This window comes from Pseudoalteromonas sp. S2893 (assembly GCF_005887105.1).
GTDB classification, from domain to species: domain Bacteria; phylum Pseudomonadota; class Gammaproteobacteria; order Enterobacterales; family Alteromonadaceae; genus Pseudoalteromonas; species Pseudoalteromonas atlantica.
Genome location: NZ_PNCY01000022.1, coordinates 1 through 24,453, shown reverse-complemented (window position 1 = coordinate 24,453; position 24,453 = coordinate 1). Strand labels below are relative to the sequence as shown.

26 protein-coding genes are annotated in these 24,453 nt (G+C 41.5%); 12 read left to right on the top strand and 14 right to left on the bottom strand.

What is annotated here, in order from left to right:
* Positions 1–165: 165 nt before the first annotated feature.
* The 7 genes from CWC04_RS12285 to CWC04_RS12255 form a co-directional block, all read right to left on the bottom strand.
* Positions 166–621: a hypothetical protein gene (locus tag CWC04_RS12285; RefSeq protein WP_004587628.1), complete on the bottom strand. Its 456-nt coding sequence runs from the start codon at positions 619–621 to the stop codon at positions 166–168.
* A 293-nt stretch (positions 622–914) separates the two neighbouring features.
* Positions 915–4,037 (bottom strand): efflux RND transporter permease subunit, encoded by a 3,123-nt coding sequence (locus CWC04_RS12280; protein ID WP_138685568.1) that lies wholly within the window; start codon positions 4,035–4,037, stop codon positions 915–917.
* Complete coding sequence (locus CWC04_RS12275; RefSeq protein ID WP_138685567.1) at positions 4,034–5,569, bottom strand: efflux RND transporter periplasmic adaptor subunit; 1,536 nt, start codon at positions 5,567–5,569, stop codon at positions 4,034–4,036. The genes CWC04_RS12280 and CWC04_RS12275 overlap by 4 nt, the downstream gene beginning before the upstream one ends.
* Before the next feature lie 4 nt (positions 5,570–5,573).
* On the bottom strand, positions 5,574–6,896 hold the full coding sequence (locus CWC04_RS12270; RefSeq protein WP_138685566.1) for a TolC family protein: 1,323 nt from the start codon (positions 6,894–6,896) through the stop codon (positions 5,574–5,576).
* Between the two features lie 262 nt (positions 6,897–7,158).
* Positions 7,159–7,524: a hypothetical protein gene (locus CWC04_RS12265; RefSeq protein WP_249326142.1), complete on the bottom strand. Its 366-nt coding sequence runs from the start codon at positions 7,522–7,524 to the stop codon at positions 7,159–7,161.
* 63 nt (positions 7,525–7,587) lie between these two features.
* Positions 7,588–8,196, bottom strand: a complete 609-nt coding sequence (locus CWC04_RS12260; protein WP_138685565.1) for a paraquat-inducible protein A — start codon at positions 8,194–8,196, stop codon at positions 7,588–7,590.
* A gap of 2 nt (positions 8,197–8,198) precedes the next feature.
* Positions 8,199–9,464: an EAL and HDOD domain-containing protein gene (locus CWC04_RS12255; protein ID WP_138685564.1), complete on the bottom strand. Its 1,266-nt coding sequence runs from the start codon at positions 9,462–9,464 to the stop codon at positions 8,199–8,201.
* 144 nt (positions 9,465–9,608) lie between these two features.
* Between CWC04_RS12255 and CWC04_RS12250 the strand changes: the two genes are divergently transcribed.
* The 3 genes from CWC04_RS12250 to CWC04_RS12240 all read left to right on the top strand — a co-directional run bounded on the left by CWC04_RS12250 (position 9,609) and on the right by CWC04_RS12240 (position 11,936).
* Positions 9,609–10,367, top strand: a complete 759-nt coding sequence (locus CWC04_RS12250; RefSeq protein WP_138685563.1) for a substrate-binding periplasmic protein — start codon at positions 9,609–9,611, stop codon at positions 10,365–10,367.
* A 69-nt stretch (positions 10,368–10,436) separates the two neighbouring features.
* The gene (locus CWC04_RS12245; RefSeq protein WP_055252603.1) at positions 10,437–11,003 is read left to right on the top strand and encodes a PhnA domain-containing protein; all 567 of its coding nucleotides are present in this window, start codon (positions 10,437–10,439) and stop codon (positions 11,001–11,003) included.
* Positions 11,004–11,120: 117 nt separating this feature from the next.
* The gene (locus CWC04_RS12240; protein ID WP_138685562.1) at positions 11,121–11,936 is read left to right on the top strand and encodes an META domain-containing protein; all 816 of its coding nucleotides are present in this window, start codon (positions 11,121–11,123) and stop codon (positions 11,934–11,936) included.
* Positions 11,937–11,979: 43 nt separating this feature from the next.
* On the opposite strand, the gene CWC04_RS12235 is transcribed toward CWC04_RS12240, so the two are convergent.
* The gene (locus CWC04_RS12235; RefSeq protein ID WP_126008357.1) at positions 11,980–12,819 is read right to left on the bottom strand and encodes a 23S rRNA (adenine(2030)-N(6))-methyltransferase RlmJ; all 840 of its coding nucleotides are present in this window, start codon (positions 12,817–12,819) and stop codon (positions 11,980–11,982) included.
* 238 nt (positions 12,820–13,057) lie between these two features.
* Between CWC04_RS12235 and CWC04_RS12230 the strand changes: the two genes are divergently transcribed.
* The 8 genes from CWC04_RS12230 to CWC04_RS12195 all read left to right on the top strand — a co-directional run bounded on the left by CWC04_RS12230 (position 13,058) and on the right by CWC04_RS12195 (position 18,772).
* The gene (locus CWC04_RS12230) at positions 13,058–13,288 is read left to right on the top strand and encodes a cell division protein ZapB (RefSeq protein ID WP_024031454.1); all 231 of its coding nucleotides are present in this window, start codon (positions 13,058–13,060) and stop codon (positions 13,286–13,288) included.
* On the top strand, positions 13,288–13,590 hold the full coding sequence (locus CWC04_RS12225; protein WP_004587640.1) for a cell division protein ZapA: 303 nt from the start codon (positions 13,288–13,290) through the stop codon (positions 13,588–13,590). Before CWC04_RS12230 ends, CWC04_RS12225 begins: the two co-directional genes overlap by 1 nt.
* A 62-nt stretch (positions 13,591–13,652) precedes the next feature.
* A complete protein-coding gene (locus tag CWC04_RS12220; RefSeq protein ID WP_138685561.1) occupies positions 13,653–14,675 on the top strand; it encodes an MBL fold metallo-hydrolase in 1,023 nt (340 codons plus the stop codon).
* A 36-nt stretch (positions 14,676–14,711) separates the two neighbouring features.
* Complete coding sequence (locus CWC04_RS12215) at positions 14,712–16,190, top strand: LysM peptidoglycan-binding domain-containing protein (RefSeq protein WP_096740233.1); 1,479 nt, start codon at positions 14,712–14,714, stop codon at positions 16,188–16,190.
* 67 nt (positions 16,191–16,257) lie between these two features.
* Complete coding sequence (locus tag CWC04_RS12210) at positions 16,258–16,746, top strand: FKBP-type peptidyl-prolyl cis-trans isomerase (RefSeq protein WP_024031457.1); 489 nt, start codon at positions 16,258–16,260, stop codon at positions 16,744–16,746.
* Between the two features lie 26 nt (positions 16,747–16,772).
* Complete coding sequence (locus CWC04_RS12205; protein WP_138685560.1) at positions 16,773–17,501, top strand: SDR family NAD(P)-dependent oxidoreductase; 729 nt, start codon at positions 16,773–16,775, stop codon at positions 17,499–17,501.
* A 10-nt stretch (positions 17,502–17,511) separates the two neighbouring features.
* Positions 17,512–18,354, top strand: coding sequence for an amidohydrolase family protein (locus tag CWC04_RS12200; RefSeq protein ID WP_138685559.1), 843 nt, complete (start codon positions 17,512–17,514; stop codon positions 18,352–18,354).
* Between the two features lie 46 nt (positions 18,355–18,400).
* A complete protein-coding gene (locus tag CWC04_RS12195) occupies positions 18,401–18,772 on the top strand; it encodes a hypothetical protein (protein ID WP_029772597.1) in 372 nt (123 codons plus the stop codon).
* 127 nt (positions 18,773–18,899) lie between these two features.
* Here CWC04_RS12195 and CWC04_RS12190 read toward each other — a convergent pair whose 3' ends face one another.
* The 4 genes from CWC04_RS12190 to CWC04_RS12175 all read right to left on the bottom strand — a co-directional run bounded on the left by CWC04_RS12190 (position 18,900) and on the right by CWC04_RS12175 (position 22,058).
* Positions 18,900–20,075: a mandelate racemase/muconate lactonizing enzyme family protein gene (locus CWC04_RS12190; protein ID WP_054983246.1), complete on the bottom strand. Its 1,176-nt coding sequence runs from the start codon at positions 20,073–20,075 to the stop codon at positions 18,900–18,902.
* A 25-nt stretch (positions 20,076–20,100) separates the two neighbouring features.
* Positions 20,101–20,868 carry a class II aldolase/adducin family protein gene (locus CWC04_RS12185; RefSeq protein WP_138685558.1) on the bottom strand — a complete coding sequence of 256 codons (768 nt, stop codon included), beginning with the start codon at positions 20,866–20,868 and terminating at the stop codon, positions 20,101–20,103.
* A 166-nt stretch (positions 20,869–21,034) separates the two neighbouring features.
* Positions 21,035–21,358: a c-type cytochrome gene (locus CWC04_RS12180; RefSeq protein ID WP_004587649.1), complete on the bottom strand. Its 324-nt coding sequence runs from the start codon at positions 21,356–21,358 to the stop codon at positions 21,035–21,037.
* Between the two features lie 160 nt (positions 21,359–21,518).
* The gene (locus tag CWC04_RS12175; protein ID WP_004587650.1) at positions 21,519–22,058 is read right to left on the bottom strand and encodes a DUF2058 domain-containing protein; all 540 of its coding nucleotides are present in this window, start codon (positions 22,056–22,058) and stop codon (positions 21,519–21,521) included.
* A 199-nt stretch (positions 22,059–22,257) separates the two neighbouring features.
* On the opposite strand from CWC04_RS12175, the gene CWC04_RS12170 reads away from it, so the two are divergent.
* Positions 22,258–23,403, top strand: a complete 1,146-nt coding sequence (locus tag CWC04_RS12170; protein ID WP_138685557.1) for an MFS transporter — start codon at positions 22,258–22,260, stop codon at positions 23,401–23,403.
* Here CWC04_RS12170 and CWC04_RS12165 read toward each other — a convergent pair.
* Positions 23,370–23,870 (bottom strand): prolyl-tRNA synthetase associated domain-containing protein, encoded by a 501-nt coding sequence (locus CWC04_RS12165; protein WP_138685556.1) that lies wholly within the window; start codon positions 23,868–23,870, stop codon positions 23,370–23,372. The genes CWC04_RS12170 and CWC04_RS12165 overlap by 34 nt on opposite strands.
* Before the next feature lies 1 nt (position 23,871).
* The gene (locus CWC04_RS12160) at positions 23,872–24,273 is read right to left on the bottom strand and encodes a putative periplasmic lipoprotein (RefSeq protein ID WP_024031465.1); all 402 of its coding nucleotides are present in this window, start codon (positions 24,271–24,273) and stop codon (positions 23,872–23,874) included.
* Between the last annotated feature and the right edge of the window lie 180 nt (positions 24,274–24,453).

Genomic DNA, 24,453 nt, shown 5'->3' with positions numbered 1-24,453 from the left:
TAATGTAATTGCGACCCGCACTTTTTAAAGTGAGCTTGCTGCTTTACTTACGCCCCATGTAAAGCACACATAATAAAGCGCCCTCGGGTAAACCCAAGGGCGTTTAAAGCTTTATCTATAAAGATATTCACCTATAAAGGTAACAACCGAGTTATTTTATCAGGTTTACATATCCATATGGCGGTTTGAGCTTTGCATCATTTGCTTAACGCCTTGCTTTTCAAGCTCTAAAATTTGCTCGAGCTTTTCTTTACCGTTTTCTGTCTCAGCGCGCTCTAATAAGTACTCGTAAAGTTCGATTACTTTTTTGTGCTGCTCAGAGAGGTAGTTTTGAATCACCTTTTCATCAAATTCTTGGTCTTTGCTAATATCGTTGAACGTAATTAACTCGGGGTTGTCTGCAAAGTATTCGTAGCTGTAAGTATCTAAGGTGTTGATCTCTGTAATTGCTTTAAAGCCAACTAAGTCTTCAGCTAACTTTTTTTCATAATCTAAATAATAGTCCACTAGCATCGCGTTACGTTCATCAAGTAACTCCTTAACGCTGTAAAAATTTGCCGCCATTTGTGTGTGAAATAGAACGGTCCAATCGTACACTTCTTTAATTGTTTTAACTTGCATGTGCATTCCTTACTAAGTTGACTGTATAAGGTATAGGTTGCGTAAACCGTGCCAACATAAACTCAATTAAAAACAATGCACTAAAAATAAAAAAATAGGAGCTAGGCGGGTTATTTGGTACAAGTTACAAAATACGGGTAATTTTTATAGGGCAACGAAACGGGTATTGCCCACCTTGTGTTATTAGAGCGTGCTGAATTAGGGGCAGCTATCAAGCTCACAAGGGTACAAACCGTGCGCCGCGATTTAACCGCCCCTTCATTCAGCAAGTTTTAACTCACAAAGAACAACACCTATTGACTAATATGCTGCTTTTTCCACAGTAAATACACCGCAGGTATAACCAATAACGTAAGTATAATTGCGCTTAGCATCCCGCCTACCATCGGCGCAGCTATTCTACTCATTACTTCGCTACCGGTGCCGGTGCCGTATAAAACGGGTAATAAGCCAGCAATAATGGTAGCTACCGTCATCATTACGGGGCGCACTCTTAGCCCTGCACCTTGCATAATAGCGTGTTGTAGCGCTTGTAAGTTAAATGCAGTTCCAGTTTGCTCGCACTGCTGGCGCTGCTCTGTATAAGCTTGGTTTAAATATACAAGCATTATGACGCCTATTTCTACCGCAACACCGGCCAATGCAATAAACCCCACACCCACTGCCACCGAAAAGTTAAACGCTTCAAAGTACATTAGCCAAATGCCGCCTACCATAGCCAAAGGAAGGGTGGCAATAATAATAAGTACTTCGCTTAGGCATTTAAAATTAAGGTATAGCAGTATTACAATAATTGCGAGTGTCAGCGGGATCACATAAGTAAGCTTTGCTTTTGCGCGTTGCATGTATTCGTACTGCCCTGCCCAAGTAATTGAATAACCAGCGGGTAATTGTAGGTTATCACCAAGTACTTGCTGAGCTTGTGCTACATAGCTGCCAATATCACTGCCTTTAATATCAATTAAGCTCCACCCATTTAAACGCGCATTTTCGCTTTTAATGCCGGTAGGGCCATCTTCAATAAATACTTTAGCAACATCACCAAGTGCAATATGTTGGCCTGACGGTGTAATAATAGGTAATAATTTTAAATCTTCAGGCGAAGCACGAAAGCTCTGCGGGTAGCGTAAATTTACCGGGTAACGCTGTTGCCCTTCAATTGTTTCAGTCACGTTTGAGCCGCCAATTGCAGTAGCTACAACCTGTTGTATGTCGGCTATATTTAGATTATACCGTGCTGCTTTTTCGCGGTTTATATCCACTTTAATATAACGCCCTGTGGCTACACGCTCTGAATACACTGAGGCTGTGCCGGGCACATCTTTTAACAATTGCTCAATTTGCTGCCCAATATTTTGAATTTCTAACAAGCTTGGGCCCGCAATTTTAATACCTACGGGCGTTTTAATACCGGTGGCAAGCATATCAATTCGCGTTTTTATTGGCATAACCCACGCATTTGTAAGGCCCGGTAATGCAACTAAGCTTTCCAACTCGGCTTTAATTTTTTGCTTCGTCATGCCCTCTCGCCACTGTGATTTGGGCTTAAATTGAATAAAGGTTTCAATCATTGTCAGCGGTGCGGGGTCGGTTGCGGTATCGGCGCGCCCTATTTTACCAAATACAGTTTTTACTTCAGGCACAGAGGCTATGAGCTTGTCTGTTTGCTGTAAAATTTTTCGTGCTTCACCAATAGAGAGCCCTGGGTAAGTTGTTGGCATATACATTAAGTCTCCTTCATCTAGCAAAGGAATAAACTCACTGCCTATTTTGTTTACCGGATAAAAGCCTATAACCGTCACTATAAATGCAATAAATAACGTACTTTTTGGAAATTTAAGTACGGTGGCTAACAGCGGTTTATACCCTGCAACCAAGGCTCTATTAATAGGGTTTTTATGCTCAGAAATGACCTTACCCCGAATAAAGTAGCCCATTAACACCGGCACTAAGGTTATAGCTAAGCCGGCAGAGGCTGCCATTGCATACGTTTTAGTATAAGCAAGCGGGGCAAACATGCGCCCTTCTTGCGCCTCTAAAATAAATACAGGCATAAAACTTACAGTAATAATGAGCAAACTAAAAAATAACGCAGGGCCTACCTCGGTGGCCGATTTAGTCACTATTTGCCAACGGTTTTGCTTGGTCAGTGGCGTTTTTTCCATGTGTTTATGCATGTTTTCTATCATTACGATAGCACCATCTGTCATAGCGCCAATAGCAATAGCAATCCCGCCTAACGACATAATATTAGCGTTTACACCTTGCCAATACATCACAATAAAAGCCATTAATATACCCATAGGCAAGGTAATAATAGCCACCAGCGATGAGCGCACATGAAATAAAAATACCACGCACACTAAGGCTACAATAATGAGCTCTTCAAACAATTTACTACTTAGGTTATCGACCGCGCTTTTTATTAACGTGGAGCGGTCGTAAACCGGAATTATTTCAACCCCTTCGGGTAACCCTTGTTTTAAAGACTCAAGTTTTGCTTTTACCCGAGAAATCGTTTCTTGGGCGTTTTCGCCATAACGCATCACCACAATGCCACCCGCAACCTCGCCTTCGCCATTTAGCTCTGCAATGCCTCGTCGCATTTGAGGACCTAAGCGTACATTTGCTACATCTCGTAATTGTAATGCACTTCCTTGGGCGTTAATTCCTAATGGAATGGCTTCTAAGTCGGCGACACTTTTAATATAACCTGTGCTGGTTACCATGTATTCGGCTTCAGCCATTTCGATTACTGAGGCGCCAGTTTCTTGATTACCTTGGGTAATTGCAGTTTGTATCAAACTAAGAGGAAGGCCATAAGCACGTAACTTAACGGGGTCTACAACCACTTGGTACTGCTTTATCATGCCACCTACAGCGGCTACCTCAGATACACCTTCAACACTTTGCAGTTCAAATTTTAAAAACCAATCTTGCAAGCTACGAAGCTGGCTAATATTGAGCTGATTTGTTTTATCGACTAATGCATATAAATAAACCCACCCCACTCCTGTGGCATCGGGCCCAAGTTGTGCCTTTGCACTCGCTGGCAAGCGGCTTTCTACCTGACTTAAATACTCTTGTACGCGGCTACGGGCCCAGTAAATATCGGTATTTTCATCAAAAATAATATACACATACGAGTCGCCAAAAAACGAAAAACCACGCACTGTTTTAGCACCAGGCACAGACAGCATTGCCGTGGTGAGCGGAAAGGTAACTTGGTCTTGCACTACTTGGGGCGCTTGGCCTGGGTAGCTGGTTTTAACAATTACCTGCACGTCCGATAAATCCGGAAGCGCATCAACGGGTGTCTGTTTTACACTGTAAATACCCGCGCCAAATACAATAATACTCAGTAACAAGACGAGAACACGATTAACAACCGACCAGCGAATAACAGCAGCTATCATAATGACCCCCCATTCATTGAATGATGAGCTGCGCCTTCGTCAGTAGGGTGCTCAGCAATTTTGCTTATTACAAATTCGCCCTCAATAATGCTAAATGTAAAATGCACCTGCTGATCAGGGGAAAGCGCACTAATATCAAGCTCTTTAGCAAGCATAAAGTCCATAGTAGCAGGGCCTCTGTTCCATTTAGCAATAGCCTCTCTGCTAATATTAATAACCCGCTGCGCTGCGTTTATATTATTTATGGTTCCCATTACTGTAGCTGTTTGAACCGCTTCAGCCTTGTCCATTTCCATGTTAGGCATGTCGCTCATGGCGTGAGTGCTTGGCGCGCTCATACGCTTAAAGTCCGAGTCTTTACTCGATTCAGAGTCTATTAAAAACTGCGCAGCAGTTACAACACGGTCTTCTTTGGTAATGCCCGATAGAATAGCCACCTCATGTTGGCTAATTTGCCCAACTTTTACCGCCACCGATTTAAAACGCCCATCGCCTAGAGCAAGTACTACTCGGTTTTGTGCACCTGTACGAATAAGCGCTTGCTTAGGTATAACTAATTGCGGTGAGTCACTGTGTGTGTGAATACTTACTTGGGCAAACATATTAGGCTTAAGTAGCCCTGCGGTATTTTCAAAACGCAGCCTTACACGTAAAGTGCGATTTTTAGCATTAAGCGCTGGATAAATGTAATCTACTACGCCCTGCCACTGCTTACCTTGAATGTAATCAAGGGTCATTGTAACGGGTAGCCCTTTGCTCACTAAAGCTGCTTGGCGCTCAAATACTTCTGCCTCTACCCATACTTGATCTAATTTAGCGATGCTCATCATTGAGGTGCCGGGCTTAACATAAAAACCTTCACGTATATTAAGCTCATCAAGCACGCCACTTTGACGCGCGTAAAATGTAATATTTTGCATCACTTTTTTATTTTTTTCTAAGCGCTCAATAAAGCCATCAGACACATTTAGCGACTCTAAACGCGCTTTAGCAGCCCGGATCAATACGCTGTTTTTTCTATTTACTGCGAGTAAAAATTCTTCTTGTGCGTTCACAAGTTGAGGAGAGTAAAGTGTGTAAAGTGGCTCACCAGCACTAACGGGCTCCCCTTGCGCTTTTACAAATAGGGTTTCTATCCACCCTTCTACGCGGGGGTGAATATGAGTTAACTGATCTTGATTGTATTGCACATAACCGATTGTTTGAATATCACTTTGCAGTGTTTTCAGTTGCACTTTACTGGTTTTAACGCCTAAGTTATTAACCACTTCAGGTGATATTTTTATAGTACCTGGGCTGTCGTTTTCAGCGTTTGCATATACAGGCACCAGCTCCATCCCCATTGGTGATAGCCCTGGTTCATCGCGCCTATAGTTACTGTCCATTGGCGCAACCCAATACAGCGGCTTCGCTTTTTTATTATCAGCGGTTGTGGCTAAGTGCTCAGTGTCATCAATCAACCAACGATTAGCAATAAACATTAACGTGGCACCAATAAGCAGCGCTACAAGGTATTTTAAGTTAGTTTTCATTGTTTTATCCTTGTAGCTCAGCCATTACTAGCGAGTCTAAACTGGCTGCGTAATAATTTAAGCGAGCAATAATTATGTGTTTGTCTATTTGAATATTAAGGGCATCTATTTTGGCGTTTAGCTCACTAATACGCGCGCGCATAACATCAGAAAAGTCGCCATCGTCACGGGTATACGCGTTTAAAGTAGCCTGAGCTTGCTGCGACATTTGCGGTAATAACGTGTTTTGATAAAGCGTATTGCGCTGCTCAATTCGCTCAAGTTGACTAACCTCTTTAAAGTACTGTCCTTTTAAGCTTTGTAGCGCCACGCGTTTGTCGGTTTTTATGGCCTCTGCATTAGCAATAGCCGCATTAACTTGCTGATCTTGCCTATTGTCGGTAAATAAAGGTAAATCAATACTCACCCCAACCGAAAGCAAATCAGAACGCGATTCACCAGCTTGGTTATCAGCGCGGTAGCCATAACCCATATTTACGCCAAGTTGTGGCTTATAACTTTGTTTAGCAAGGCTCACTTGTGTACGTTTAGCGGCTATACGTTGATCTATAGCCACCATAGAGGGATGCGCCATAAGTAACTTAATGAGTTCATCAAAGTCTAAGCTATTAAATTGGGTAAGCGGGGCTGGCGCTGTAAAAGTTAGGCTTAATGGTTGGCGTAATATGCTCTGTGGTAACCACTGGGCTAACCCTTGTTTAGCGGCATCTAGCTGCTGCGCTAATACAATCAGTTTATCTTCAAGGCGTGTGAGCTCCAATTGTGAGCGAATAATATCTTGCTGACGGGTTTTACCTAAACTACTGGAGTAACTGGCTTCGGTAACTTCAATTAACTGGCTAAACAATGCTTTATCTTGTTCAATTAACGCAATACTTTGCTGTGCTCTGTAGGCATTTAACCACAGCTCCATTACCCTAGCTTTTACTTGCGCCTTTCGCTGCGCCCTAAGCCACGGCTGCTCAAGTGCCTCTTCTTTTATTGCTTGTTGGCTAAGTGCCAGGCTATTACCACGGCTAAAGCTTTGGCTTATACCCAGTTTTAACTGCGTCATGTTTTCTTGATCAAACGCAAAGCCATCTACGGGTACGCTTTGCAAACCTATGCTTAATACGGGATCTGGTAGTGTTCCTGCAGCAATACTTTGCGCTGTGGCGGCGGCTTGCTTTTGCTCACTGGCGCTCAGCCACGGCTCGTTATTGAGCGCTAGGTTTATGGCATCCGTTAAATTAAGGGTTGATGCTTTTGCTATAGCATCACTATTAAATACAGCACCAAATAAGGTGGCGCTCAGTAATACAGCTTTAAAAATTACAGTGCGGGTCATTGCCTGCTCCATCTAAAATTAAAAATAAAATCTTAAATTAACAAGCAGAACAGGCGCTTTAAGCGAATATAGCTAAATTTCACTCATACCAATGGTGTTAAATTAGTCGTTATGTATAGCGACAGTTAAATAGAGTGATAACAAGGCATAAATATCGGCATGTAGTTGCTCTACACGAGAGGTTTATAACGCTGTTAACGCTTTATTTGGCACGCTAAATGACTAAATAATCAAGTCGATTGGTATCACACCTATCCTGCGTTTAAGCAAACATAGGAGGGCGATATAAAGTATTACTAGGTGGGGAGGAAATACCGCTATTAAGCTGGGTAACTTTTTCACTCGATAACGAAAAAGCAGTAAATAAGGCCGGGTACGTTAAAATAGAGCTGCTTCCACAGCCATTTATGGGGCAATGACAATCATTTTGAACATCTGCTTCATCACTGCAGCAATCCATTTCCATCATACCTGTATGCAATTTACTCTCGCTCATTACATGTGTGGCATGCTTTGCTGATAGGCTCATATGTGGCATTTCGCACTGCTGATTTACAGACGCAACGGCTTGCCCCACAAACGTGAGTAGCATCACAACAACGAGTAAATTTGAGTAAAAACGCTGCAAAACAAAGCCTATTAAGTAAATTACCCAGTAATAATATTTGAGTTATTGAGCTAACTCAAATAATTAATTTTCTTTTTTAGGTGGTGTAATTAAGCTACTCGCTAAAATAGCAAAAATACAATAAGCACTAAAATACCAAAATCCCTCACCAAAAGTGCTATGCATAATTAGTAAATCGCTACTTTTGCCATGTGCATTGCCTGCCAAATAAGTCACTATTAACGCAATAACAAACACATCCACCATGCTCCACTTGCTCAGTGCGCAAATAACCACACCTAACTTATTTTTAAATCTGCTGGCCGACAAGCAGCAATACAGTAATTGCAGCAATAATTTTAAGCTTGGGATCACAATAGAGAACAACCCAACTAACGCTGCTACAAATAAATTATTATTATTAGCTAGCTCGTTTACGGTTCCCCAAATGCTTTGTGTTTTGCTATACGCGTTTATTTCACCCTCTAATTTATCAAGTCCTAACATGCTAGAGAACATCATTAACATACTACGGGTACGGCCATCGCCTTCCTCAGCCAGCATTTCTATGCCTGCTTTGGCGAGTTGCGATTTATCAATGTTGCCCTCAATCGATAACACAGGTTTGGTAACACCAGGAAATAACAGCCCTAATGCAACCACAATACTTAAAATAGATAACCAATTACGCATATTTATTCTGCAATAGCCTCAATAATTTCGTCACTATACAACAGTGCATCAAGAACATAATTAAAAATATGACCTATATGCAAATCACTGTTTATTGCCGGCATTAACACCGCTATTTTATCCATTTCATCTAGTTCAAACGCCCTAATAAGCGCAAGGCTTTGCCCTAAAATGCCATCATTGTTTAATAATGCCTGAGCAATACTTTCATCTAGCGAAAATTCTTTAACAATCGCTTCAAGGTCTGTATCTAAAATTGCATCCATCACAGAAAACAACCCTACCAAGTAGCCCTGACCAACCAGTTCTGCGTGGTTTTGCCCTAGTAATAGCGCAATAAACTGCGCTCTAGTTAAGGCAAGTTTTGTGAGTTCTGAGGGCTTATCGGCGCCTAATTCGCTCAGCGCCAGCACGCGTACCAGTTGCCTTATGCTGTCCTCTCCTAAATACACAACCGCTTGCGAAATAGAGGTAATGGTTAATTTAGCACTGCCCGAGCGGGCATTCGCTAATTTCAATACTCGCGCTGTAATTGCCACATCTCTGGCTACTTGTTTTTGTATTTCATCAAAGCATAAAGATTCTTTTGCCGTAAAGCGCAGTAAATCAAACACAATCACCTTACCCGGCTCCACATCTTTGTAAGTGATCATCTCTGGGCGGGCAAAAAAGTAACCCTGAAACAAATCGCAACCGGCTTGTTTTAACGAGTGAAATTGCGCATGAGTTTCTATGCGCTCAACAATAATTTTTGCATGCGGATTAGCGCGTTTAATTTTTTTTATGCGCATATTGGTTTTAATTATTACATCGTCCATTTCAATTTTGATGTAATCTACATGCGCAAGTAATGGCGACCATTTATCGTCGCCATCGTAATCATCTAAGGCAAACTTGTATCCCTCTTGCTTGAGCGCTTTCACGCGCTGAGTTACCTCAGCTATTTTGTTCGTACGCTCAACAATTTCTAACACACAATTTTGTGGCACTAACAATTTAGGAAAATTTTCTAAAATAGTGGCTGAAGAAAGGTTAATAAACGCCAAATGATGCGCTGTAAGTTTGTCTGGCCCTAGCATCATCAGCGTATTAAAAAACAAACGGCTGGTTGCTTGCTCATCAGATGTCCCCACAGGAAATGCGTTATGGGCTGAATCGCGATAAAGCAGCTCATAAGCAAACACATTCTGCTGCGCATCAAAAATAGGTTGCCTTGCAACAAACTGTGTTATCTTTTGCCCGTTCTGTAAAATATTTGTGGGATTCACTTAATAAAACCTATCTAATTTGACGTTGTTTATTACAATTAGGTTATACACTGTAATTCAACTGCTATGAAGATTCTAGAATCATTGCAAGCGGAGTAAAATTACATAACGCTCAAGGTTAAAAGTTTAGCAAAGGTTACGTATTTGTTTTTTTTAAAGTTGTTTTTACCCTTATTTATTTTGCATCTTGCTACGTTTGCTAATGCCCAGCAAAACCAGCCAGAACTAAATTACAATGTCAGTGCGTCAGGTAGTCACTACCCTTTTTACACCGGCAACCCAGAAAAACCCGGCATTTTGCCAGAAATAATCACCGCTTTAATGGCGCAAGCAAATATTACCGCCAACCACGTTGAGCTTCCCACTAAGCGAATTACCAAATATTTAGAAAACGGCTTTATTGATTTTGATGTAATTTCTTTAAAATGGTTAGCGCAAAGCGAGCGAGATAACCCTTACTATATTTTTTCAGAGCCGCTGATCCCCGCAACCGAAATGATTGTTGCACTGCCTGATAACGTCGCACAGTATCAAACTAAGCAAAGTTTATACTCTAAAGAGGTTGGTACAGTACTTGGCTACTACTACCATGATGATGCAAAATTTAACCGCGTCGATTTTCCCTCTGAAAAAGAGCTAATGATTGCATTATCTAAAGCGCGTATTGACGTTGCTATTATGGGTATTCATACCGCAGCGTATTGGTCTAAACAATTAAATATTAATGCTGAGTTTGGCGCCCAGCATTCGCATGGTTATTTAAGAGTGCGTTTACTTGCTAAGCACAAAGCGTTACTGCCTAAAATTAACCAAGCCCTTACCCACTTACATAGCAGTGGTTACATAAAACGCATAGAAGATAAATACATTAACCCAATACCCGCACAAAATTTAAGGGATTAGTATCGCCGCCTACCTTTGCTAGGGTATAATACGGCCAAATGTAAACCTCTTCCTATATAAGAACGCCTTATGAGTATTGAAAAAGCCTTAATCGAGCGCAGTAATAACCAGTGTGAATTATGCAGCGCAACCGAACACTTATCTGTTTACGAAGTGCCTCCTGTTACCGAAACCCATTCAGACAAATGCATTTACACCTGCCAAACCTGTAAAGATCAAATAGAAAACAACAGCGAGCTTACCCCAACACATTGGCACTGTTTAAACGACAGCATGTGGAGCCAAACACCTGCCGTACAAGTAGTGGCTTACAGAATGCTAACGCGCTTAGCTGTTGATAATGGCTGGGCACAAGATGCGCTAGATATGATTTACCTAGAAGAAGACACCCTTACTTGGGCCAAAAAAGCCCTTGCTGAAGATGACGATATAAAACACGTAGACAGTAACGGCGTAGTGCTACAAGCTGGCGATACCGTTACTTTAATTAAAGACTTAGACGTTAAAGGTAGTAGCTTGACCGCAAAACGCGGCACAGCAGTACGCAATATAGGCTTAACAAATAACCCTGAACATATTGAAGGACGAGTAGACGGCCAACGTATTGTTATTTTAACAAAGTTTGTAAAAAAATAGCGTTAAAGCATTATATTAAGGCGCATTAGCGCCTTTTTTTGTGCCTTAAAAAGTTAAGCCATGATTAAGCTCCTCCCCCCTACACTTACCAGCAATATAGGAATAAGGAGCGCAAGCATGGCAAAGCAGCAATTTAGGTTTCAAAAACGCACATTTACTGGCTTAGGTTTATTAGCCCTAAGTGCACTTACATTAGCGGGCTGTGAAAAACCAGCTAACGAATCACAATCCACAGTACAAGAAAAAAGCGTTATGGGTTTAACCACGCAAGTGAGCTATAAAGATCGCAGTATGCCACGCCCTGGCTCACAACTAATTGTAACGCTATCTGATGTGTCAAAAGCAGATGTAAAAGCCGAAATAATTACGCAACAAGTAATTGATATAAATAAAGCGCCGCCGTATACCGTGGAGCTAGCTTATGATGACAACAACATTGTTGATAAACACCGCTATAACCTCACCGCTAGAATCATTAATAAAGACAAGGTTCTTTATACCAGCACAATGCAGTACGACCCTTTTAAAAATGCAAACTCGGGGATTCTTCACGAAATTGAGCTTGAAAAAGTCGCCTCACCTAAAAGCGATGTTACCCTTACAAATACATACTGGAAAGCCATTACAATTAATGCGCAAACAGTCAGTGTAAGAACAAAAGAGCCATTTATACAATTTGATAAAGATAACCGCGTTAACGGCTTTTTAGGGTGTAATAACGTCAGTGGTAGCTATAGCACAGAGCAACATTCAATTTCGTTTAGCCAATTGGCAAGTACAAAAAAAATGTGCTCACAAAGCATGGAGCAAGAAGCGGCTATGTTAAACATGCTCAATAACACGCAAAAGTGGGCTATAGAAGGCGAGTCTTTAGAATTAAAAGATAACAGTGGCAACACGCTTGCCACCTTTAATGCGGTTTATTTTAATTAAATAAAAGCCCAGCTGGGCTTTTACTTTACATAATGGCAGGCAGTTATTCGTCGACTAACTGCTCGCTTCTATAAAACCCGCTAGGCTCACTTAAAAGCTCAACTAACTCAGGTAATATGCTCTCCATAGTTTGTTTTAATTTCCACGGTGGGTTAATAACAATCATGCCTGATGCCGTCATACCGTGTACGTCAGTATCCGCTTGCGTGCCTAACTCAAATAATTGAATATTACGCATTCCCGACTCAATCAGCCCTTGCTCCATCGTATTGATTCGCTCCCTATCAACAACGGGGTACCAAATCATATATGTGCCGGTTGCAAAGCGCTGGTGCGCCTTAACTAAAGTGCTTACTACAGTATCGTAATCGTCTTTTATCTCATAAGGTGGGTCAATAAGCACACATGCACGGCGTGAAGCTGGCGGAAGTAACCCTATTAATCCGGCAAAACCGTTTTCGCCACGTACGCGAATAGAGCGCTTACCTTGCATGTTTTGCTCAAGTAACTGTAAATCGCGCGGGTGTAATTCAAAAAACCAGCCTTTGTCTTGACGACGTAAGTAATGCTCAGCAATTTTTGGCGAACCGGGGTAAAACGCCAGTTCGTCCCCATCATTAAACGATTTAATTAATGCAATATAATCGTTTAGCGCCTCGTGCTCACTGCTATGTTGCCAAAGCTTAGCAATGCCCTCTTTGTATTCTTGTGTTTTTTGGGCATCAGATGAACTTAACTCAAAAAATCCCGCACCAGAGTGGGTATCAATATAATCAAGAGGTTTATCTTTAATGGTTTGATATTGAAGTACCTGTGCAAGTACTAAATGTTTAAGCACATCGGCAGGGTTACCTGCATGAAAAGAGTGTCTGTAACTAAGCATTGTTAATTTTCGCTATACGCAATTTAATATCGGCAGTGAACCATAAGCTCTGTATTTTGGCAACCTATACACCGCTTAGTGAGCAGTTAAGTGAACCATTTATGAACAAAAAAGCCGCCACCCTGAATTATCACTTAATAAACAATAAAATTGTGCTAAAACCACCGTAAATGCTGGCAAAACAACACACTTTGCTTTACATTTGCATGACATTAATTACAGTTATATGAGCGCCTTTATGAACAACACAACTCTTCAACAACTCGAACAACTGATTGACTCGCTTATCGAGCGCAACAACCAATTACAAACAGATGTTGCTAGCTTAAAAGAGCAAAACGCAAAACTAAGCGACGAAAACGAAATTTTACAACTAGAAGCCCTTGAAAACGAAGAAAAGCAAAAAGATGCCAGCTCTACGTTAACAGGCTTACTTGATAAACTACAAAGCGCACAACAGGCAAGCTAATGTCTGAGCTGCAAAACCAGCGGGTCACAGTTGAGTTGCTAGGTAAAGAGCAGCAGTTTGCATGCCCGGTTGGGCAAGAAGATGCATTAATAGCAGCAGCACAAAATTTAAATGACTTGGTTGAGCAAACAAAGCAACGCTCATCAGTTCGCAACGAACAACAGGCGATACTTTTAGCAGCACTTACACTTAGCCATGAGTTGCTAGAAGCTAAAACGCATGCCAGTGTAGAGCAGCAGCAGCAAGATCAACTCATTGATAAACTCAGCCAATGCTTGGCGAGTGATCCAATAAAAAAATAAAAAGCGCCCCGTGCGCTTTTTGTTTATTATGAGGGTAAATAAATGCCGCGCAGAGAAACACAATGACATTAAAACCCCTTTTAGTAACTGTAATCCCCGCCCTTTTTATTACCCTTAGCCTATTTTCTCACTCTAGTAAGGCAGCGGTTACTTGGCAGCAAATAAACGAAAATGTACAATTTTTAAAACAACAAGATAAGCTACGTTTTTACGATTCCAACCAAGTGCTCATAGAGGGCGAGCAATGCGCACTCATGGTAGATGCAAGCGGAAACTTTGCAGCCGTTGAAGCACTGGCAAAACAGTTAAAAAAACACCTTAAAACCCCGCTCTGTTATTTAGTTGCGACCCACTTTCATGACGACCATTTACTCGGCATGGCCGTATTACAAAACGCCTTCCCAAAAGCGCAGCTAATAGTACATAAACAGGTAGCCGATAATTTTGCCACATACCAACAGGCTTATGATGATAAGTTAGCAGGCTATGAAAAAAGTATAGAGCTGAGCTATCAGCGCTTAGCCACATTGCCCGAGCAACAGCAAACACAGTGGCGCGAAAAGCTCTCTTTAGCTAAACAACGTTTTTTACGTTGGAAAAACTATCACTTAAAATCACCTAGCACCGTAATCAGCGAGCAACAAAGTATTGATTTAGGTAACTTTGCGGTACAAATAACGCCCGAAAAAGCCCACACAAACGGCGATTTAACACTTAGCACCAATAATGGCACGCTGCTAATAGGCGGCGATATTGTTGACTGGCTACCCTACCCAGGCCACGGCCAGTTACAAAATTGGCAAGCCTTGCTCAAACGCTATATTAATCAGCCTAATTTGCGTACAATACTTCCCGGCCACGGCGGGGCGCTTGAAAAAGCGCAACTTAAGCAGCCTTTAATGTTTTTAACAAATTTAAGAACCCATGTTAAAAACAATAAAAAACAAACGCTTGAGCAACTTACTGAGAGTTTCCCTGCGGATGTTTTAGCACCATATAAACAAGAAGCGTTAAATACAAAGTCGAGCCAGTTATTTTTACAGGCTGGGCTTAAGCGCGCCCAGTTAATTGAGCACGCGCAGTAGTGTTATAAAATAAAGGATTGTAGATAAGAGATGAAGATGCGTGGATTGCTTGTAAGTTGTGTAATTATTTTTTTGTATGGCTGTAACAGCACACAAACACAACCCGAAACAGACGCACCACAAATTTTTACTCACTTTGAGCCAAGCTACGAAAACCAAATAGAGCTTGAGCCTGTACAGCCAAAACAATTACAGCAAGCCAATACTGCGCCGCCGGTAAAGGCAAAAAAAACAATTGTAAAAAAGCGCCCCGCCAAAGCTAAAAACCTATGGGTGCATATTGCCAACAACCTACATTTTACGGTGTATCAAAATCGCGCCTTAAAAAAGCGTATTAACTGGTATTTAAAACAACCTAACTATTTACCCACGGTAAATAAACGCGCCGCGCCTTATTTGTATCATATCGTAAAAAAAATTGAGCAAAAGCGCCTGCCTATGGAGCTGGCTTTACTGCCCTTTGTAGAAAGTGATTTTAGACCCACCATTGCCTCATCGCAGCAAGCGGTAGGCGTTTGGCAATTAGTGGCCGCCACAGCGCATCATTTTGGCATTAAATCCGATCAGTGGTATGACGGACGACAAGACGTACTTGCCTCCACCGATGCCGCACTTGAATACCTCAGCTATTTACACAAACGCTTTGATGGCGACTGGCTACACGCCCTAGCGGCTTATAATAGTGGTGAGGGGCGTGTTAAACGAGCCATTGAGCGAAATAAAAAACGTGGCAAAAGTACCGATTACTTTTCCCTAAAGCTGCCAAAAGAAACGGCCGACTACGTACCTAAACTGTTAGCGCTCAGCTACTTAGTTAAACACCCGCAAAAAGGTTTTAAGCGTCCTAAACTGGCTAATAAACCAATAACAACGCAAATGAATGTTGGCCAACAGTTTGATTTTTCGGTCATCGCTAAGCTCTCCGGGGTTGGCTCAAAACAGTTGCACGCGCTTAACCAGGGCTATTTAAAAAATCAAAGCTCACCGAATGGTCCCCACTCATTGCTTTTACCTATCGGCCAAGAGGCACTGTTAAAAAGTCAGTTTTTTAAGTCTAATTTTGCAGGCGAATACATCGTTAAAAAAAATGATACGTTATACAGCATTGCAAGGCGCTTCAGCATGTCGGTAAGCGCGTTAAAGCAGCTCAATGGCAAACAAAATAATATGATAGGCATAGGTGAAAAACTGCTGGTTGGACAGCCTAAAACGCTCCCAAAATCGCTCACTATAGATTATCAAATTAGTCCTTATTTGGAGCCACAAGAAGTCGTGATCCCCACTCTTGAAATAGACTATGAAGTAAAACAAGGCGATAGCTTGTGGAGCATTAGCCAGCTTTACGAAGTGCCGCACAGTGATTTAGCTAAATGGAACAACTTAAGTGCCTCAAGCATTTTAAAGCCTGGCACGCAATTAACGCTATTTATTCCCCAGGCAGAAAAACCCAAACAGCCGCAGCAAAAACAAGATTTACTGCAAGATCTACAAAAATCACTTATTCAACCACGCTGAGTTTATAAAGCTCGGTATTTCGCGTAAAATCGGCTTTTAACTTAGTCAAAAACTTAAAGAGACAAGCATGCAAATTAGCAAAAATTCAGCAGTTGAATTTCATTACACATTAAGCGAAGCGGGCGAGCAACTAGAAAGCAGTGTAAACCACGCGCCTCTTAGCTATATTCATGGCAGCGAAGGCATGCTTCCTGGCTTAGAAAAAGCACTTGAAGGCAAAGCAGCTGGCGATAAGTTTAGCGTAACACTTGAGCCTAGCGAGTCATACGGTGAGCGCGTTGACGATTTAATTCAGCGTATTCCGCTTAAGCACCTACAAGGTGACGTAAAAGTGTGGAAACCAGGTATGACTGCGATGGTGCACTCAAACCAAGGCCAACACCAGGTAACATTAGTTAAAGTAGGCCGCTTTAATGCAGATTGCGATTTAAACCACCCGTTTGCAGGCAAAACGCTAACGTTTGATTTAGAAGTGGTATCGGTTCGTGAAGCAACCAGTGAAGAGATTTCGCATGGCCATGTTCACGCTGAAGGCGGCTGTGGTCACTCTCACTAATCACACACCTTAAATTAGGAGCAAGTATGTCTAAGGTTGCTATTGTTACAGGCGGTACAAAAGGCATTGGATTAGCGGTTGTAAAACGCTTTATTGAAAATGGCTACACGGTGCACAATTTGGATATTGAGTACAGCGAGCTGGGGGTTTTTCACCAATGCGATGTGAGTAATGTTAGTGCTGTAAAAGCATGTATTACGGCCATTTGTAAACAAAGCTCACGCATAGATGTACTTGTTTCTAACGCCGGTAAACACCTCAGTGCTAGCATAGAGGATACCGATGAGCATACTTTCGATGCGTTATTTGCATTGAACGTTAAAGGAGCCTATGCGGCTGTACAAAGTGTACTACCCAGCATGAAAGCGCAAAGCAATGGCGCTATTATTTTAATAGCCTCAGATCAGGCAATAATTGGTAAACCTAACTCGTTTGCCTACAACCTGACAAAACATGCTCTTGCTTCTATGGCAAAAACTACAGCACTTGATTACGCCCAATTTAATATTCGCGCGAATGCGGTATGCCCAGGGACAATAGAAACCCCTCTATTTCACAACGCGATAGATGCTTATTGTAAAAAAAGTGGGGCTAACAAGGCCGATATAGTGGCAGAAGAGGCAAGCCTTCAACCGCTAAACCGCTTAGGACAAGCTGATGAAGTTGCCGCGTTAGTTAGCTTTTTAGCAAGTGATGATGCAAGCTTTATAACCGGTAGCCTACAACATATTGATGGCGGCTATACCACACAATGAGCACATGCCAATGAGCCTGAAAATTATTGACCCCCACGTGCATTTTTTTAACCTTGCTGAGGGGCAATATACTTGGCTGCAAGGCGAAAACCCACCAGCATGGCCAAATTTAGAGTTAATAAAACAACCTATTAGCGAAAAAGAGCTACTAGAGAGCAGTGACTTTACCCTCGCCGGTATAGTACATATAGAGGCAGGTTTTGATAACAACGCCCCCATTAACGAACTTAATTGGCTAACGGCGCATTTAAAAAAGCTTCCCTTTAAAGCCATTAGTTACGCTCAGTTAGATTGCGCACCTGTGCAATTTGCAAAAGCAATTAACGCCCTTGCCCACCCGCATTTAATAGGCATACGGGATATCACCGAAGGCGCAGACGCACAGCGATTATTAAACCCAGTGTGCTTTAGTAATTTGCAAACCCTTTGCCAGCAAGGACTGCATTATGAAGCCCAGTTTGAGCTTGAAAATACCGCAATAGCTGCTCAGCTTGCTCGTTACGCTAAGGCGCTGCCTCAGCTAAAAATAATAATAAACCATGGCGGCCTACCTAATAATATTAATAACTGGCAGCAAAGCATTCGCATGCTAAGTGCGCATAATAATATAGCGATTAAGTTTTCAGGTTTTGAGCTTTTAGCGTTGAATTTACAACAGCAACAAGATTGTTTTGAAACTATGTTCTCGCACTTTGGCGAGCAGCGCATTATGTTTGCGAGTAACTTTCCGGTTTGCCAAATTAACGCAAGCTATAATGATGTTTGGCATAGCCATCAAGCTTTGTGTAAAACAAATAAAATATGGCACAACCTTAGCTACGCAAATGCTAAGCATTTTTATAACATGCCCTAGTTAAGCTATATTAAATTTAACCACTTACGTAAATGCGGCAATGACTATGACATTACACTCGCAATTATCAGCCCTTGGCATCTTAACTATTTTAAGTGGTTGCGCATCTAACACGCAGCCTACTCCTAAGCTGCATCATGCCTTACTTACCGAGCCAAATAGCCAAGCGGTAGAGCGTGTTATAGAGCGCTTAATGCATATAAAAAACGTAACGCTTGCTGACGATATCTTTATTCACACCAGTACCTTTACTCTTAAAAACACAAACCGTAGCGATATAACAGCCAATCAACAGCTTAACTTTCCCGATCAATTTGAGTTAATGATAAACAATAATCGCTGCTATATACGCCACCTTGATAGTAAAGCCACCGCTGAGATAAAAGGCGTTACGTGTACAATTAATCTTGCCAATTAATTCAAATGGTATTGCTCATCGGTATTAGAGCAACACAGCTATAAAAAAGCCGGTAAGTGAGCTATCACTTACCGGCTTTTACTTTAAACAATAGTATTTAAATAACGCTCTTTAAATAAAGCTTAAATTATTTAATTTCTACACGCTGCGAACGCATAACAATCTCATCATTTAATTCAATGCCTAAGCCTGGCTCTTCTGATACTTCAAAAAAGCCATTTTTTGGTTGTGGATCTTGTAAGCACAGCTCTCGGTTCCACTTTTTAATGGCATAAGTATGATGCTCATGAATCAAAAAGTTAGGAATAGCGGTTTCTAAATGTAACGACGCGGCAGTAGCAACCGGCCCGCCACATACATGCGCCTGAATACGCACATCAAAAATATCGGCGTAGTCACACACTTTTTTAGTTTCAGTAAAGCCACCACATAAACCAATATCGGGTTGTAGTACATCAATGCTTTGATCTTCTAAATAAGGGCGCACACCCCAGCGGTTGTATAAACGCTCACCGCCTGCAATTGGCACTGCTACTTTATCTGCTACTTTTGCATGTAAAGAATGGTTTAAGTAGTTAACTGGCTCCTCGTAGTACATGCAATCAAACTCTTCGGCTATTTCACCAATTTGTATAGCAGAGGTCGCGCCAGGTAAGCTGTGACACTCAAAAATAATATCCACTTCATCACCAACTGCTTCACGTATAGCTTGCATACGAGCTCGGTATAGCTTCATTTCAGCGCGAGAAATTATTTTAGTACGGTCGTAATACGTATTGCCGTCTTTATCGTATTGGATAGGGTCAACTTTTACTGCATCATAACCTTCGCCAATCGCTTTTAACGCCGCTTCTGCGTATTCTTGCGGTTGTACTAACGCTTTAAATTCGCTGTCCCAATCAAACTGTAGCTGCGATGCATAAGTACGTAGCTTATCGTTTACTTTGCCGCCCAGTAATTGGTATACCGGTAAACCAAGTGCTTTACCTTTTATATCCCAAAGTGCTGTATCTATGGCGCTCATTGCTGCATAAACAACAGGGCCGCCACCTAAACCCCAAAAGCTTTCGCGTAACATACGCGACCATAACTTTTCGGTTTGAAACGGGTCGTGCCCAATTAAAAAAGCATCAGCCATTTCTTTTATCATTGCTGCTGCTGCGCTGTGGCCTAAATCGTAAGCTAAACCAGCCTCACCTACACCACTAATACCTTCATCGGTATGAATACGTACAAAAACCGGCGTCCAGGCTGGACGCTCTGGGCAATGAATATCAAATACTTCTACGCGATTTACTTTCATTAAAATTCCTTATTAGCCACGCAGGCTATTGTGCAAAACTGGGATCAAGTCGGTACGCTTTTCGTAACATGGCAGGCCACGCTAATTGCCCACCTGTGCTGCCGCTATGTACCACATTAGCTTGGTTATAAATATTGTCGATAATTGGCTGCGGCACCGGAATAACCTCTTGTGAGCTGGCTTGTAATGCAAGCTGTATTTCGCAGGCACGTTGCAAGTCATAAAAGCGCATAAAGGCATCGCCTACGGTTGGGCCTAAGGTTAAACCACCATGATTTACCAATAGCATATGATTGGTATTGCCTAAATCATCTTGTAATACTTTGCGCTCGTCATCATTTACAGCCAGCCCTTCATAGCCATGGTACGACAGTGAAGGGAGCGAAAACATAGAGTATTGGCTTAGTGGCAATAGGCCATTTTTTTGTGTAGCAACGGCAATGGTTTCTTTAGTATGTAAGTGAATAACACAATGAGCATCTTCACGCACTTCGTGAATTGCGCTATGAATAGTAAAACCTGCCGGGTTAATGCTAAAGGGGGTGTCGTCAATAATATTACCGTGCAAATCAACCTTTACTAGGTTTGATGCAGTTACTTCGTCAAACGTTAAGCCAAACGCATTTACAAGGTAGTGATCAGTGCCAGGTAAACGTGCCGATAAATGCGTGTATATTAAATCCCCCCAACGAAAATGCTCTACTAATCGGTAGCAAGCTGCTAAATCTACGCGCAATTGCCACTCTTGCTCCGACACTTTATTTTTTAAATCTAGTTGGGGTAAATCAATCATAATCAGCCTTTTAAAATACGTACAACAACACAAGTACGAATAGATGTTTAGAAGTCTAAAGCAGTATTAATTTTATAGCAAACACAAACAAAACAGCCACACAATTGTGTGGCTGTTTACGCTGCGCTTTAATTTAAAACGATAATACGTTTTTAAACGCGGTGCTTTATTTTACCTTTGAAAGGTAGTCAGCAATTGCTTCAAACTCTTCGTCCGTTACCGTTGCAACCATTGCTTTCATTGCGGCAGTCATACCATTGCTACGCGCGCCCGATTTAATATCTTTCATTTGGGCCACTAAATAGTCTTTGTTTTGACCATTAATTTTAGGGTATGCGCCCATAATAGGTGCTTTACCTTCTGCACCGTGACATGTTTGACACATTTTTTGGGTGTAAAGGGCTTCGCCATCAGCAGCGGCGGCGTTAAACGAAAAACTTGCGGCTAAACTAATACCCGCGCCTACTATTAGTGCTTTCATCTTGCTCATTATATTCACTCTTCTTTTTGACGGTTAGAAAATAGTCTATTGATTGTAGTAAACAATCTAGTAAAAAGCATACGTATCAATTTACGTTAGGCGATCAAACAAACATGACTACGTTTTCAGCCATTGTTGTTAACTTTAGCAAACAATACTGAACAGACACTTACCATACTAAATCATCTGGTACTTCAAAGTCTGCATATGGGTCGTCTTCATCTTTTGGTTTGTTTTCAGGTTCAACATGAAAAACAATGTACTTTTCATCAACTTCTGCGACTTTACGCGCCGGCTCATCATCGAGTACGTAAAACTGCCCTTCCAGTACACAAATAGCTAAACGACCACCCGATAACGCTTTTTGGGTTTTCTCGTTTACGTCTATCCCTTTTACTTTGTTATCGTAAGTAAAATTAAAGGTACGCTCACCGCGGATAGAGTCTTGGTTATGGTGCTCAAGTATTTGCTTAACACGAGCAACTTGCTCACGTTGCTTAAGCTCTTCTTGGCGCGACTGGTTAAGTTCTTCAGCCTTTTTTTGCTGCTCTAATTTAGTTTGCTGTATGTGCTTTTGCAGATCGCTTGGGTTACTGGTAGCCCCTTTTTTTTGCTTTTTTTGTTGCTTACGTTTTTCTGACTTAGCAACTTTAGCTTTGTGCGATGTTGTTAACCCTGCTTGCAGCAATTGGTCTTGTAATGAACCCATGGCTTTGTTCCACTAAAAACTTATATTAGGTTTATTTTAATCACCAACGAGTACAAATAACAGTGCTATTAGCATTAATCTAGCAAAGGGCTGCATATACACTTTGATTTAGCGCAATTGTTAATGATTTAACCTATGAAATATAAGCCATTTTTCATATACTTTGGCTAACTTATCAGCTTATGTTTTAAGCCTTACAATGCGTTTTGCTCATTTACTTATTTGCTCGGTGTTTATATTTTTTGTGCTGTACGCACCTCAGCCTTTATTGAGCTTATTTGCTAGCGAATTTAACGTCTCCCCTGCGCTTGCCGGCAGCTTAATGAGCGTAACCATGCTACCTTTAGCAATTGCACCTTTGGTTTATGGGCTATTTTTAGCCAAGCAAAACCCGCTTATTATTTTACGTATTGCTATGTTTATTTTAGGGTTGAGCTGCATACTGTTTACAGTAGCGCCAAGTTTTGAGCTATTACTTTTGGTGCGTTTTATACAAGGCTTAACCTTACCTGCCGCGCTCACCGCGATGACAAGCTTTATTGGTATACGTTACAGCGCAGATGCCTTACAAAAAAATATGACCTTATACATAGGCAGTACCATAGCTGGCGGCTACTTTGGCCGAGTATTAGCCGCTTTATTTAGTGATGTATGGCATTGGCAAAGTTTTTATTATGTTATTTCGATTGTGCTTATTGGCCTGGCTATAAGTATAAAGCCCACGGGCTTTGTGGTATCTAATCAATCAGTACTTACGCCGTTAACGTATATTAAGCAGCTAAAAGATGCGGCAGTACTAAAATTGTATGGCGCCGTTTTTTGTATGTTTTTTTGCTTTGCAGCCTTATTAAATTACCTACCGTTTATTTTGCAAAACACCTTTTTAATTACAAACACACGCGATATTGGCTTAGTGTACAGCGGCTACTTAATCGGTGCTTTAGCATCTATTGCAACACCTTGGCTTGCTAAAAAAGTGCCTTCAGCTTGGCATTTACTTGCTGCGGTTTTTATCGTGTATAACTTAAGCATTGTATTACTTATAAGCCAGGAACTGAGTGTGTTTTTAATCGCGTTTACGTTATTTTGTGCTGCTATGTTTGTTATACACTCAAGCGCTGCTCCGCTTGTTAACAAGATTAGCAAAGCGCCTGCAAGTGTAACAAATGGCGGGTATGTATCGTTTTATTATAGTGGTGGGGCGCTGGGCTCGTTATTGCCAGGTATTGTTTATCAACACTCAGGGCAAACCGCATTTATGCTTTGCTTACTGAGTGTGTGTTTTATTGGTTTAGTCTTAGTCACTTTAGGCTATCGAGAAGGTAAAAACATTACCCGAGGCTGATGCCCTGTATGCTCAAAAAAGGTATTTAAATCATTTTTTGAAAGCAGCCAAGTTTGGGTGTTTTCAAACGGGAGACAATGAAACAGCTCGTTAAACCAAATATCTTGATCAAGCCACAAAGTAACATTGCTTTGTTTATCGTTTGCTAAAGCAAGCATAGACACACACCCGGGCGCCACTTTTAAATAACGTGCTAACCGCTCGCTAGAGGCAAACCCCAACCGAGAAAGCCCCTGTTGCTTAGATAGGGTTTTTAAATCGAGCTGTTTGTCGTGTGCGGTAATTGCTAAAAAGTGCTTTTTGCCCTCGTTATCACGCAAAAACAAGTTTTTAAGTCGCGTACCTGGGCGCTCCACCATAAATGCATCAGCATCTAAACTGGTATGTAACGCAGGGTGTTCTATTACATCGTAATTTATACCTAATTGCGCTAACAACTGCGCAAGCTTTGCTTTATCGGCCAACATACTACAAACAACGCCCTCTTAACTGCACACTTAAGTCACGCCATAGCACTTGTGTAATTTCGTGTTTATTTTCACAATAGTTATTTTCACTGAGGGTTTCGTTTAAAAACCTGACGGCTTCATCTTCAAGCTTAAGTTTTAATACACTAGAGTCTTCGAAGTGTTCTTGTTCTATGTAACGTTTTACATCAGAGCGGCTCGGTCTTTTTTCGCCTCGCCCGCCGTTATTTAAGTTTATGTTACTGCGATGCTCAGCCTTTACCGATACAACATAAGCAAATATTTTGTTACCTTGCTCATCCACGTTCTCATAAAACTGCTTGTTATTTATTTCATAAGGAGGCGCTTCATTACTGGCACACCCTGCAAGTAGCAAAGCAAGTATACAGATACTTTTTTTCATTGTTTTTGTCGTTTCGCGAGGTATTTTTCTCGAGTCTATCAAAAATAAACGATAACAGTTAAATATTGCTAAAAAATACTTGACCAATTTTATAAAAATATTTAAAGTTCACCCCGCTTGGAACTCAGCAGCCAAGTAATTACAACTATGTAATTTAGGAATGTGGGGCTATAGCTCAGC